Annotated in this window: 13 protein-coding genes and 1 tRNA gene; 3 read left to right on the top strand and 11 right to left on the bottom strand. The window is 40.7% G+C overall.

Annotation, left to right across the window (positions count from 1 at the left end; genetic code table 11):
• Nucleotides 1-12: 12 nt before the first annotated feature.
• A complete protein-coding gene (locus V7O67_RS14360) occupies nucleotides 13-3,237 on the bottom strand; it encodes a methyl-accepting chemotaxis protein (protein WP_406670356.1) in 3,225 nt (1,074 codons plus the stop codon).
• A 488-nt stretch (nucleotides 3,238-3,725) separates the two neighbouring features.
• On the opposite strand from V7O67_RS14360, the gene V7O67_RS14355 reads away from it, so the two are divergent.
• Nucleotides 3,726-4,469, top strand: a complete 744-nt coding sequence (locus V7O67_RS14355; protein WP_342304196.1) for a winged helix-turn-helix domain-containing protein — start codon at nucleotides 3,726-3,728, stop codon at nucleotides 4,467-4,469.
• 181 nt (nucleotides 4,470-4,650) lie between these two features.
• On the opposite strand, the gene V7O67_RS14350 is transcribed toward V7O67_RS14355, so the two are convergent.
• The 10 genes from V7O67_RS14350 to priS form a co-directional block, all read right to left on the bottom strand.
• Entirely contained in the window at nucleotides 4,651-4,845 is a 195-nt protein-coding gene (locus V7O67_RS14350) for a hypothetical protein (protein ID WP_406670355.1), read from the bottom strand.
• Nucleotides 4,846-4,917: 72 nt separating this feature from the next.
• Nucleotides 4,918-5,032 (bottom strand) — tRNA-Ser (locus V7O67_RS14345).
• A 56-nt stretch (nucleotides 5,033-5,088) separates the two neighbouring features.
• On the bottom strand, nucleotides 5,089-6,309 hold the full coding sequence (locus V7O67_RS14340; protein ID WP_406670354.1) for a TIGR00375 family protein: 1,221 nt from the start codon (nucleotides 6,307-6,309) through the stop codon (nucleotides 5,089-5,091).
• A gap of 13 nt (nucleotides 6,310-6,322) precedes the next feature.
• Nucleotides 6,323-7,096, bottom strand: a complete 774-nt coding sequence (locus V7O67_RS14335; RefSeq protein WP_406670353.1) for a proteasome assembly chaperone family protein — start codon at nucleotides 7,094-7,096, stop codon at nucleotides 6,323-6,325.
• 3 nt (nucleotides 7,097-7,099) lie between these two features.
• The gene (locus V7O67_RS14330) at nucleotides 7,100-7,252 is read right to left on the bottom strand and encodes an RNA-protein complex protein Nop10 (RefSeq protein WP_406670352.1); all 153 of its coding nucleotides are present in this window, start codon (nucleotides 7,250-7,252) and stop codon (nucleotides 7,100-7,102) included.
• Nucleotides 7,253-7,265: 13 nt separating this feature from the next.
• Nucleotides 7,266-8,063, bottom strand: a complete 798-nt coding sequence (locus V7O67_RS14325) for a translation initiation factor IF-2 subunit alpha (RefSeq protein WP_406670351.1) — start codon at nucleotides 8,061-8,063, stop codon at nucleotides 7,266-7,268.
• A gap of 11 nt (nucleotides 8,064-8,074) precedes the next feature.
• Entirely contained in the window at nucleotides 8,075-8,254 is a 180-nt protein-coding gene (locus V7O67_RS14320) for a 30S ribosomal protein S27e (protein WP_406658207.1), read from the bottom strand.
• Nucleotides 8,255-8,259: 5 nt separating this feature from the next.
• Complete coding sequence (locus tag V7O67_RS14315) at nucleotides 8,260-8,538, bottom strand: 50S ribosomal protein L44e (RefSeq protein WP_406658206.1); 279 nt, start codon at nucleotides 8,536-8,538, stop codon at nucleotides 8,260-8,262.
• Between the two features lie 25 nt (nucleotides 8,539-8,563).
• Nucleotides 8,564-9,268 (bottom strand): hypothetical protein, encoded by a 705-nt coding sequence (locus V7O67_RS14310; protein ID WP_406670349.1) that lies wholly within the window; start codon nucleotides 9,266-9,268, stop codon nucleotides 8,564-8,566.
• Nucleotides 9,255-10,427 (bottom strand): DNA primase catalytic subunit PriS, encoded by a 1,173-nt coding sequence (priS, locus tag V7O67_RS14305; protein WP_406670347.1) that lies wholly within the window; start codon nucleotides 10,425-10,427, stop codon nucleotides 9,255-9,257. Before priS ends, V7O67_RS14310 begins: the two co-directional genes overlap by 14 nt.
• A 98-nt stretch (nucleotides 10,428-10,525) precedes the next feature.
• On the opposite strand from priS, the gene rqcH reads away from it, so the two are divergent.
• Both rqcH and V7O67_RS14295 read left to right on the top strand, forming a co-directional pair.
• A complete protein-coding gene (rqcH, locus tag V7O67_RS14300; protein WP_406670346.1) occupies nucleotides 10,526-11,944 on the top strand; it encodes a ribosome rescue protein RqcH in 1,419 nt (472 codons plus the stop codon).
• Nucleotides 11,920-12,519, top strand: coding sequence for an NFACT RNA binding domain-containing protein (locus V7O67_RS14295; RefSeq protein WP_406670343.1), 600 nt, complete (start codon nucleotides 11,920-11,922; stop codon nucleotides 12,517-12,519). Before rqcH ends, V7O67_RS14295 begins: the two co-directional genes overlap by 25 nt.
• Nucleotides 12,520-12,550: the final 31 nt, after the last annotated feature.

Raw genomic sequence — 12,550 nt, 5'->3', positions numbered from 1 at the left:
AACCTCATTCAATTATACAAGTAATTTATTCAAATCACCGAAATAAACATCCTCGTTTTCATTACCCTGCTTTCTTTTTATGTCATTTCCTCCTTCTTGATCAAGTTTGAATTTAACAACTACAGATTGCATATCGGCTGCAACACGCGATAATTCTTGCGAAGACGTTGCAAGCTCCTGCATTGCTGCGGTCTGTTCTTCCACTGTTGCTGAAGCCTCCTGAGTTCCTGCTGCCGATTGCTCGGAGATTGAAGATACTTCTTCGACAGATGAAGTAACCTCTTCAATGGAAGCTGACTGCTCTTCAGCTGCCGCAGCAATATCCTGGACCATTTTCACAACCTCACTATTAGCTTCTACAACTTTATTGATTGAATCGACTGCTTCTTCCAAGGATTTAGCACCAATTGCAACATCTCCTGTAGCTTGATCCATGGAAGTAACTGCGTTAGCAGTTCCTGTCTGGATCTGATTTATGAGGTCCGCAATCTGTTTGGCTGCATTGCCCGAATCTTCGGCAAGTTTTCTGACTTCATCCGCAACTACGGCAAATCCACGACCATGTTCACCTGCACGGGCAGCTTCAATTGCAGCATTGAGCGCAAGCAGGTTGGTCTGGTCTGCAATGCTGGTAATAAGATTGACGATTTCACCAATCTGACTAGATTTTTCAGCCAAGTCATTAATATGTTGAGCAGAATCACCAGCTGCATTTTTTATATTATCCATTTTAAGCGTAAGATCCTGAGTAACATCACTCAAGTCTCGAACAACATCATTGGAATTGATTGCGTTTTCTGCAGTTTTTTGTGAATTGGTTGCAACTTCCTGGACCGACAGTGTCATATCAATCATTGCTTTTGAAACCTCTTCCGTCTTGGAAGATTGCATCTGGGCACCTTTAGCGATCTCATTTATAGTAGTAGTTATCTGGTCAGCCGATGATGTTATTTCTTCAGATGAAACTGACATCTCCTCTGCAGTCGCAGCAATATTATCTGCATCATTGCGAACAATTGAAACGATTTCATTCAAAGAATAGCGACAGTTCTCTATACCATCAGTAAGCTCTTTGAACTCACCAACACCTTCAATCTCCACATGACGAGTTAAGTCGTTGTTAGAGAGGGAGGAAAGTACTGCATTTGAATCGGCAATCATTGCCTGTAGTTCTTGACCAAAATTATCAAGAACATTTGAAAGTTTCTTAAAATCACCACGTGTTTCAAAGTTAACTCTGGTATCAAGATGTCCTGAAGCATAAGCTTCAATTATTCTTGATGCTTCTTCAATAGGTGTTACAATAGCATCAAGACAACCATTAATGCCTTCAACTATCCTTCTGAAATCACCAGCATGCTTATTGGCATCTGCTCTTGTGTCAAGTTTCCCATCTATACCAGCTTGGGCGAGTGATAAAGAATCATCAACAAGCGAATTTACTGCATCAATACATTGATTCAGGTTGTTCTTGATTTCGTTGAAATCACCCTTGTATTCATCATTTATCTTTTCAGGAACATCACCTTTGGAGATGCGATCAATGTATTCGGCAGCGACATTTAAAGGTCCTATAACTGCATCAAGACAACCATTAACGCCTTCAACTATCCTTCTGAAATCACCAGCATGCTTATTGGCATCTGCTCTTGTGTCAAGTTTCCCATCTATACCAGCTTGGGCGAGTGATAAAGAATCATCAACAAGCGAATTTACTGCATCAATACATTGATTCAGGTTGTTCTTGATTTCGTTGAAATCACCCTTGTATTCATCATTTATCTTTTCAGGAACATCACCTTTGGAGATGCGATCAATGTATTCGGCAGCGACATTTAAAGGTCCTATAACTGCATCAAGACAACCATTAACGCCTTCAACTATCCTTCTGAAATCACCAGCATGCTTATTGGCATCTGCTCTTGTGTCAAGTTTCCCATCTATACCAGCTTGGGCGAGTGATAAAGAATCATCAACAAGCGAATTTACTGCATCAATACATTGATTCAGGTTGTTCTTGATTTCGTTGAAATCACCCTTGTATTCATCATTTATCTTTTCAGGAACATCACCTTTGGAGATGCGATCAATGTATTCGGCAGCGACATTTAAAGGTCCTATAACTGCATCAAGACAACCATTAACGCCTTCAACTATCCTTCTGAAATCACCAGCATGCTTATTGGCATCTGCTCTTGTGTCAAGTTTCCCATCTATACCAGCTTGGGCGAGTGATAAAGAATCATCAACAAGCGAATTTACTGCATCAATACATTGATTCAGGTTGTTCTTGATTTCGTTGAAATCACCCTTGTATTCATCATTTATCTTTTCAGGAACATCACCTTTGGAGATGCGATCAATGTATTCGGCAGCGACATTTAAAGGTCCTATAACTGCATCAAGACAACCATTAACGCCTTCAACTATCCTTCTGAAATCACCAGCATGCTTATTGGCATCTGCTCTTGTGTCAAGTTTCCCATCTATACCAGCTTGGGCGAGTGATAAAGAATCATCAACAAGCGAATTTACTGCATCAATACATTGATTCAGGTTGTTCTTGATTTCGTTGAAATCACCCTTGTATTCATCATTTATCTTTTCAGGAACATCACCTTTGGAGATGCGATCAATGTATTCGGCAGCGACATTTAAAGGTCCTATAACTGCATCAAGTGTATTGTTGATGCCGCCGGTTATCTGACTCCAACCTCCTTCAAATTTAGATGTATCACTGCGACTATCAAGTTTCCCATTTATGGCTGCAGAAGTTAGTTTGGCAGTTTCATCTAATAAATCATGCACAACATCAATACATTGATTAATATTTATTTTTACTTTACTAAATTCCCCGTTATAGTCATCAGTTATTTTTTCTAAATTCCTTCCATGTGCTACATCATCAACGAATTGTACAGTTACATTGAGCGGGGTAACGACAGCATCAAGTAGTTCATTGATTTTCTGAACAAGTTCTTGATCATCACCTGTGAAATTTTCAGGATTTACACGGCTATCAAGTTTGCCATCTATTATCTTTTGTGTTAGGTTGAGTAATTCTGTGTTTATCACAGAACCTTTTAACTCATTTTCTGTATCTGCAAAAATATGATCCAACATCGCATTTATAGCAGTTACAACTTCTTTATTTGTTCCTGTGAACTTGCTACTTACTCTGGAGCTAATACTTCCATTTTTAACAGCATTAGCTACGTTAATTATCTCTTCTTTCAATTTGTTATTACAACTAAACAAACCATTCATTTTATCACTTCTTTATTATTTAGCAATGTATAATCAAATAAACAATACATAGCCACAAATATATATACATATCTAATTATTTTTTTGAAGTAGATATTAATTTTTGTTTGACTGCAAAAATAAAAAAACATGTTACAATATAAAACGAAGTTAAAAGATAATATGAAGTGAAAATACAAACAAAAAGTAATTTATTCTATAAGAATGACATAAAAAAGGTGGCTCTGTAGAAAACCTATTGAAATTAGCATTTGTTGATTCAAGTTGACAAATTATGTCAGTAATAATCAGTACATTTTTATTAATTATGTATTATTGTTTGCCCCATAATTCAGAGGATTTCTACAAAACCTAAAAAATCCAGATTTCAAAACAATAGTGTAGTACTAGAAGATAGGAGTGGTTAATTGCATTTAATTTTGTATGAGGTAGTATGCTTTTCGAAAAGAAGAAGAGATTTGCTTTTACTTCTTAATGAAGGGGAAAAAGATATTGATGAAATAAAGAGAGTTATGGCTGTAACTTCAACTTCAATTTTACCGCAAATTAAAATAATGAAAAAAGCCGGGCTTATAGATCAGCAAGCCGACAAACATTACGTTTTATCAAAGATAGGTACATTAGTTGTTGCAAAGTTAAAATATTTGTGCGATATATGCTCTCTATTTGATACTGATACACAATACTGGATGAAACATGATTTAAGCTTAATTCCGGAAGAGTTACTTTATAACATTGGCGAAATTTGTGAATGTAGTATACTTCAATCAAATCCAATAAGTCCTTTTGAGCCATGTGAGGAATGCATAGATTGTCTAAATAAATCAAAAGTTATAAATTCGGTACTGATGTTTGTTCACCCTACTTATCCATCTATTTTCGCAAAACATGCACAAAATGGGAGGGAAATCACTTTAATAGTTGGCGAGCAGGTTTTTGATTTCTATAAAAAGAATTATAAAGAGGAATTTGATGCCTTGATCGACGGAAAGAATTCACGTCTTTTTTTAGTCAAAGAAAACAGTAAACCGTTTTTATTTATTAATACTGATGCCTTTATGTCACTAAGCCTGCCAGATGAGGGTGGAGTTTATGATCTTAAACCGATTTGCAGTTATAGCCCAAGATCATTAAAATGGGGTGAAGATCTGTTTAATCATTATCTGCAAATATATGATCTGGAATCCATTTTGACTTTGTAGAAATCCTCAATATTCAGGCGGCAATAAAAGTCGTAACTATTCAGCCTGATAAAAACACTATCAATAGCAATCTTGACAAAAAGTTGAGACCTACATTTTATTAGGATCATTAATTTTGATTGTTGCCATTGATTGCTTTTTTGATTCTTAGGTTGTTAGTGAGCAAACATCTCCGTTTTGATTAAATCAGTATCAATAGGCTAATTGTGGTAGGCTGAATAGTTACGAGAATTCTTGCATCAGACAGGCCTTCAGCGTATAATACGTTCACGAATGAAAAAATAGTATCCTTGTTTTTCTGTGAGTAAGTTGCTTCAATTATTCTCTTTTCAGCAGCTGCAATATCCTTTTTATAATTATATAGTCCCATACTCAATACTTCCTCATTTTCGCATATATTTCAAAGGTATGCTTAGTGAAAGTATTAGGCGTAGAACTGTATTTTTTACGCCGAGGTTGGGATTCGAACCCAAGCACTCCTCCCGGAGAAACCGGTCTCGAGCCGGTCGCGTATAGACTCCGTGATAATTTTACCACGGATTAGTCCGCTCTGCCACCTCGGCACATGGCACTTTGAGCTTGAAGGTCTTAATCTCTTAAAAAGGTAACGAGGTAATGTTTAGAAGTCAAAGAGGGAACTCTGATTCTTCTTTTGGGTGGCAGGCTCTTCCTCCTTTATGTTCTGTGGAATTTCTATATGGCCGTACTGGCCACCGCCACCGGGGTGGATTATCAGTTTCTTTTCTCTGAAGGCAAGTATTGCATTTGCCACACGTTTATCCAGAAAATCCATTTCGCTGACCTCTGCTTTCAGGAGAACATTCAATTCATTATCATATCTTTCCATCAGTCCGTTCCAGGCAGTCTGAACTCCCTTGGTATTAATACTTGCATGTCCAAGTGCCATCATTATTATTTCCGAAAGTGGCATCAGATGCAGGTATGGCGGTCTGTGGTCTGGATGCATTGGTTCATCGAAATTCGCAAGCTCATTTACCCTGTCTTTAACACCTTTTTTGACCAGACCATTGCATTTGGTGCATTTCCAGTTGCTTGCCAGACATTCTTCAAAGCTGTAATGTGTGAAGCATTTGATGCAGGCAGACTCATTGTATTTTCCTTCCTGTGGATAGAAGCCGATATTGAGTGTGACCTTGTAATTGTTTTCCCTCAATATTGCTTTTTTCAGTCCTTCAAATGAGATATCAGGAACTTCCATCTGGTTGAATTCACGGGCGAGTTTATTGGAATAAGGGGAATGTGCATCGGAATTTGAAAGGAAAGTGAGTCTGTGAAGTTCACTAATCCTGTCTGCATAATTACTGTCGGCACTCAGGCCCAGTTCAAGAAAAGAAACGTAATCTGTCATATCCCCATAACAGCTTTTTAGGGAATCATGATACGCGTACATTGCTGTCCAGGGGGTGAAAGCATGGCAGGGACCTATCATTGCATTTATGTCCTTTGCTATCTCGGCAATATCGTGTCCATTTAGCCTGACCGTGGGTCTTCCGTCAGCCATAAGGTTGCAGTGTTTGCTTAATCGCTCGGCAAGCTCTTCAGCTTTTGATATAGATGGTAAAATTAGTAAATGGTGTACACGACTGTTGTCTTCCACTTCAGTAGTGATTATAAAATTAGTATTTCCTATGATGATCTTCTCATCATCGATTGCATTGTCCCTGATCTCTTTCATCCATTTTGGATGGATGCAGTCTCCCGTTGCGACCAGGTCAATGCCTTTTTTTGCTGCTTCTTCTGCTATCGTCGGCAGGTCCATCTTTTTGGAACATGCCATCGAATATTTAGAATGTATATGCAGATCAGCATTGATTTTCATTCATCGGACACCTTCAGCCTATATATCGCAGGTCTTCATCCCTGACACTGGCTTCCGGTATTCCCTGTTGCTGCTGCTCTACCTCTTTAAGTCTGGCAACGATTTTCTCCATTTCCTTTGCGCGTTCCTCAAGAGGACCTTCATCGATCTCCACATCAAATATTTTGCATATCACTTTCAGTAGTGATTGTGCACTTTTCGGATCAACAAGATATCCTGATGTAAGTCCCATCAGGCATGCAGCATCAATATTTCTGAACTTGCTCAAACCCAGCATTAGGCCGGAAGCGCCAACAATTCCTCCACCAGGTTCGTTCTCTTTGAAATTCACTCCGTACTCCTTGAGTTCTTCGATCATTTCCGGGTTGTTTACTGCACCGAGTACCTCCTCAGAATAGGTCAGTTGTCCGGTGGGGAATCCTCCAAGTGTGTATATTCTCTGTACTCCGAACTCACGGGCAATGTCAAGGTAAAGTGTACAGAGCTTGTAATGTCCTTCTGTGGAAGAACTCTGGTGATCCCCTATAAGTGCAAGAATGTCATGCTTTTCTGTTTTGCATACATACATTTCATTGTTAACCATATCGATTTCACTATTCTCATCCACCAGAACCTGTGGTGGGAAATGGTGTGAATATATCTCAATGATCTTCTCAGCATCAAGTTCTTCGATCAGGTGCTCTGCAACGAGTTTTCCTACATGTCCAACACCTGGAAGTCCTACAAGAAAAACAGGGTTATTAAGCTGAACTTCCTCTTTTAATCGAATTACTTTAGTCCCCTTCATAGATTATTCTTCCTTTATGGCCAGTCTTCGATATTTTCCGTAAGGGTCTTTCGGGGAGTATTTTGCCGGTCGTGGATCCACTGCCGGAGAATCACACACCGGGCATTTATCTTCAAGTGTGTATTTGCTGCAGTTCTTACACCTGTAGATCTTCAACCCCAAAAGTACATCACGCCTTTACAGAATCATTATGTCTGTGGAATTCGCCTTTTCCACCGAGCTGCTCGATGGTATCAACAGCAATCTCTGCAGATTTCTTCAGTACGGCTTCTGCTTTTTTATAATCAGGAGCAATCACCTTAATTCTGTATCTGGGTGCACCTGTGTAACTGATCTCAACTCTGACTTCTTCTTCATCGTTCTCATTTCCAGCATCTAGTGCTTGCTTAATGATTTCGATTCCATCAGGGAGATAGCAATTGAGGTCGACATAGCCTGCAATATCCACAAAGGGTAATTTGATGTTGTTCTGAGCGACAGTGACAATGCTTGTAACAAGCTTCTTCTCCATCTTTACTTCGTTAAAAGCATCCTCTGCATTGATGGCTACTTCTTCAAATACGGAGTAAAGGCTGCCAAAGCTTTCCAGTAATTTGAGCTTTAATGTATCCATCTCATCTTCACTGGTACCAGTTTCCTCTTCCACGAACTGAAGCCATTTTGATGCCTTCTGTTCGTTCTTCCATTCCTGGATCTTGGCACGCTTTTGATGCTCGTTGACATCTTTAAGTGACAGGTCGATATGTCGCCGGGAAGAATCCACATTTAATACTTTACAGACTATCTTCTGTCCTTCTCTTACGTGGTCCCTGACATACTTGACCCATCCGGCCTTGATCTCGGAGATATGGATGAATCCTTCCTTTCCATCATACTCCTCAAGTGTCGTGTATGCACCGAAGTCAGTTACATCCTTCACGGTACAGACGACAAAATCTCCGCTTTCAGGCCAGTTGTTTCTATCCATTATGAATCACTTTAATCGAGAACTTCAAGGATATGGGTTGTTATTGTTGATTTGCCGCCTGTAGGTTCAGCAAGTGTCCTTCCGCAAACAAGACATGTTACCTTTTGGCTTGCACTTCCGAAAATGACCTGCTCGTTCTCACAGTCATTGCATTTTACACGTAGGAATCTGCTCTTTGGTTTGTTGCTCATTTATATCACTCCGAGAACTCGAACTTCTTTGCTCTGAAACAGGGCCTTTGGTGGGATTTGTTACACTCTGTGCACTTGTATCTCAGCCAGACTCTCTTGGTTGGCTTGTCTCCTCCAGGCACCTTTGAGAATTTTCCACTGTTACCGATTCCTGTTTGGCGTTTCTTCTGCCTTTCGATATGTGTTAATGACGATGCTTTTCCCTTCTTCACTCTTTCAGCAACAACTTCTGTATGCTTCTTGCATGAAGGGCAATATGTTTTGAATCTCTTCGGGATCTTCATTATCTACACCTTGAATAAGTTTAAATTAATTATTAGTAATCATCTGTGCAACGTTGCGTTTGACCAGTCCTTTTGCGTTCAGGGCAGGTAAAACGACAACATCTTCCGCACGTAATGTATAATTGCGATTGTCCATAGCCTTGAAAGTAGGCAGGTTCTCCAGTATTCGCACAACAACGAATTCTTCATTTATATTACTTTTGCCTATTGCCTCTTTATTGCTTCGGTCATTCTTTGGAATTGTAGCGACCAGCTGGCCATCATCATGCAGGTCAGTTTGCACCTCTTCCATTTCCTGTGAATTGATATTATCTCTTTCTGAGCTTGTCTTCACTCTGCTTTTGATTGCCTGAGGGTCGAGTATTGGTTCGATCAGTTCCTTACGTGATGTATTGATGGCTGTAAGCACAGCATCGTATACTTTTCTCTCTTCAGGAAGCAACTTGCTCATATCCTGGGACGGGGATTTGCTGGAAAATGCATTTGTTGTGGCACTGGTTATTATTTTCCTGATGCGGCGGATAAATATAACTTCTATATCTGTGATCGCACTCTGTAATTCAGTGTCAAGCATCTTTGACTCAACGGAACGTGTATTGTTTACATTGTGTATTTCTTCTTCAAGTTCCTTCACGTACTTTTCCACGTCCGGGAAAAAGCTCGGGTGCAGTGACTTAAGTGCTGAACTGCTTTCTTCCCTGAGCACGTTTTTGAGTTCAGTGTGATCCATGTTCCGCAACACCTCTACACATAAGATATACTGCGGCATATTCAGGTACTTCCTGTATGCCTTCCTCAACCATGAGGTCCTTTCCTTTCATTTGCACAGCAAACGGTTTAATCACTTTTATTTTTACCGACTTGTCGCTGAATACAACAGCATCATTTAATGGCTCGAATTCTTCAAGTTCCTCTATCTTAAGAGCTGTGACCTTCATCCCGGATTTTCCGTGCAGTGAACCTGGAAGGCGTATAAGACGCTTAATGTCTGCGGTGACTGGCTCATCAACACATGCGGCCATCTGGAAAACCCCCTGCTTCACAATCGTTTCCAGAATTTCTTTCTTGATTCCTCCAAGTGCATCCATCTTGCCTTTTCGAAGTGACATCACTCGCGATTCATCCTGGAATATCTCTACAAGATTCTCTGCGGTCTTTTTCCCAATGCCTTTGAATCCTGTCAGTATCTTAATAGCATTCTCATCTTTGGCCAGGGATGAAAGATATGATATAAGGTATCGGTTGATCCTTCCTCCCCATCCTCCTTCTTCTTCTGAAGGAAGCACTGCCATTTTAGCAGATTCAGTCCCGGCATCCCCTGTAATCTCTCTTTTGGAGAATATCCTTTCCAGGTTGAGGCCCTTGGAGCTGATATAATCAACAATTTCACGCCTTTCAGGACTTTCAAGCGGGAGCACTGACGGATCACTGATATGGAAGTGGTACCCTCTGCCGCCGGAAAACACGGCATGCACATCATTTTCATCAAAACCGAAATCGTCTATGAGGAAATCCAGCAGCTTCAATGTTTCCCGTTTTCCTTTCTCCAGCATATCTCCATATGAATTTATTTTTCCGGGAAGATGGTCGGAGTCTATGTCGAATATCAGGTCTGCCTTGAGCCAGTTCTTTTCCTTCATCTTCGGAGCTCCGGGGTATTCGTAATAGGCTACTGAATAGTAGGCATGGGCAGGACCGATTCCCTTGAGATAATCGTTCAGTTCTCCCTTTGATCCGAATTCCTTGTGTCTTCGCATGAAAGGATCTCCGGTGCTAAACTCCAGAAATCCCCATTCCCTTGATGTGAACTCCGGCGGAAGTCTAAGTTCCGCTTGCGAATAGTATTCCTGGAATGCAGATACTAAAAATCGTCTTGTACTCTCATTCATCTAATGCCTGTGTCTCCTCGCTGAGAATCATGGTTTGCTATTAAATCTATTTTATTCGACATAAAACTTATAGTCTCCATTTACATTATAATCACCGCATGAAGAAGGAAATGACGAGTGCCGATGTGGCTGCGCTGGTTCTTGAACTTAGCTCAGGTGAGAATTCTATTATAGATGCAAAGATCGGCAAAATATACCAGCCTGCGCCGGAGGAGCTGCGTATTAATATTTTTGTTTACGATAAGGGCCGGGACAACTTTATCATCGAGGCCGGTAAGCGTGCACATCTCAGTGAGCATATTCGCCCGAGTCCCAAGATCCCCCAGGCTTTCCCGATGCTGCTGAGAAAGCACATAATGGGTGGACGTATCACTTATGTCAAGCAGTATGATTTTGACAGGATAATCGAAATTGGCCTGGTTCGTGGTGGAATAGATACCATATTGGTTGCAGAGCTGTTCTCTCCCGGTAACATAGTCCTGCTTGATTCGGAAAGAAAGATCATTTTACCAATGAAACCGGTGACTTTCAAGGGAAGAAGGATTCGTAGCGGTGAGGTTTACCAGTACCCTGAGGCCCAGATAAGCCCGGTTGACGCGGAAGAGCAGGATATAAGGGAAGCATTTGCTTTGTCTGATTCTGATGTTGTGAGGACCATTGCAAGCAGGTTCAATCTCGGAGGTGTCCTGGCTGAAGAGGTATGTGCAAGGTCCGGTATCAACAAGGCTGAAGTTGCAAAGGATATAGGTTCGGATGGCATTAAGGCTATCATTTCTGCATTAAAGGATATGTTCTCTCCTCTTTTGTCCGGAACTTTGAATCCGTGCCTGGTCAAAAAAGAAGTTAAAGGAGAATTGCAGGCATTTGATGTTCTTCCTTTTGAACTGGATATTTACAGGGATTATGAAAAAGAGTTTTTCCCCACATTTAATGCTGCACTTGATGCGTTCTTTGGGAAAATGTCTGCAGAATCCGTGCAGGAGCAGGTAACTGCGGTAAAAAAGGAAAAAGTTGATATTTATGCACGCAGACTCCAGAAACAACAGGATGCTATCAAGAAATTCGGCAAGGATTCTGATAAGCAGACCCAGATAGCAGAAAAGGTCTATGCTTATTATGTCGAAATAGAAGAGGTTGTAGGTATTCTGAAGCAAGCTCGTGCAAATGGTTATTCATGGGCTGATATCAAGTCCATACTCAAAAAAGCAAAGGATACGGTGCCGGCTTCAAAATGGATCTCGAATATCGACTCTGCAGCTGGAAACATCGTCCTTGATCTTGAAGGTACTAATGCCACCATTGACCTGCGCCTGACTATTCCTCAGAATGCCCAGTCATACTATGACAAGGCTAAGAAACTGAATAAGAAGAGGGATGGTGCCCTGAAAGCCATAGAGGACACAAAGCTTGCTATGCAAAAGAGGGAAAGAAAGTATCCAATAGACGGAAGGTCAACACAAAGAAATACTGGTATGAGCGTTTCAGGTGGTTCATGTCCTCGGATGGTTTCCTTGTGATTGCCGGCAGGGATGCAGATAGTAATGAGGAGATTGTAAAGAAGTACATGGAAAAGAGGGACCTCGTGTTCCATACACAGGTTCCGGGTGCTCCTATTACAGTTATCAAGACACAAGGTGAAGATGTGCCGGAGCAAACTTTGAATGAAACTGCAGAGTTTGTTGTATCTTATTCAAGTATCTGGAAATCAGGACAGTTTAGCGGGGATTGTTACTGGGTCAAACCCGAACAGGTCTCAAAGACTCCGGAATCCGGTGAATACTTGAAAAAGGGTTCTTTTGTCATACGTGGGGAACGTAATTATTATCGTGATGTACAGGTTGCTGCAGCAGTAGCACTGGAATTAGGTGCTGAGACCCGGGTTATAGGTGGCCCTCTTTCTGCTGTAAAGGCGCATGGTAAACATGTGGTGGAAATTACTCCGGGAAAGTTCAACCAGAATGATATAGCAAAAAAGATATACAAAATATATGTCGATAAGTTGAAGGAAGTCAACTTTGTCAAGCAGATAGCATCCCCGGATAAGATTGCAATGATGATTCCGCCGGGTGAGTCTGATATCAAGGGTCGCTGAAGAGTTTTAGTTTCCTGGTCTTATTGTGAAA

The organism is Methanolobus sp. ZRKC4, from assembly GCF_045291305.1.
Classification (GTDB): domain Archaea; phylum Halobacteriota; class Methanosarcinia; order Methanosarcinales; family Methanosarcinaceae; genus Methanolobus.
The sequence above is the reverse complement of the archived record's forward strand: the minus strand, read 5'-3'. Positions and strand labels throughout refer to the sequence as shown.

Bases quoted from the DNA above. Each gene is read 5' to 3' on its own strand.
- V7O67_RS14340 (WP_406670354.1), bottom strand. From the start codon at position 6,309: ATGAAAATCAATGCTGATCTGCATATACATTCTAAATATTCGATGGCA.
- V7O67_RS14335 (WP_406670353.1), bottom strand. From the start codon at position 7,096: ATGAAGGGGACTAAAGTAATTCGATTAAAAGAGGAAGTTCAGCTTAAT.
- V7O67_RS14325 (WP_406670351.1), bottom strand. From the start codon at position 8,063: ATGGATAGAAACAACTGGCCTGAAAGCGGAGATTTTGTCGTCTGTACC.
- V7O67_RS14320 (WP_406658207.1), bottom strand. From the start codon at position 8,254: ATGAGCAACAAACCAAAGAGCAGATTCCTACGTGTAAAATGCAATGAC.
- V7O67_RS14315 (WP_406658206.1), bottom strand. From the start codon at position 8,538: ATGAAGATCCCGAAGAGATTCAAAACATATTGCCCTTCATGCAAGAAG.
- V7O67_RS14310 (WP_406670349.1), bottom strand. From the start codon at position 9,268: ATGGATCACACTGAACTCAAAAACGTGCTCAGGGAAGAAAGCAGTTCA.
- priS (WP_406670347.1), bottom strand. From the start codon at position 10,427: ATGAATGAGAGTACAAGACGATTTTTAGTATCTGCATTCCAGGAATAC.
- rqcH (WP_406670346.1), top strand. From the start codon at position 10,526: ATGAAGAAGGAAATGACGAGTGCCGATGTGGCTGCGCTGGTTCTTGAA.
- V7O67_RS14295 (WP_406670343.1), top strand. From the start codon at position 11,920: ATGTCCTCGGATGGTTTCCTTGTGATTGCCGGCAGGGATGCAGATAGT.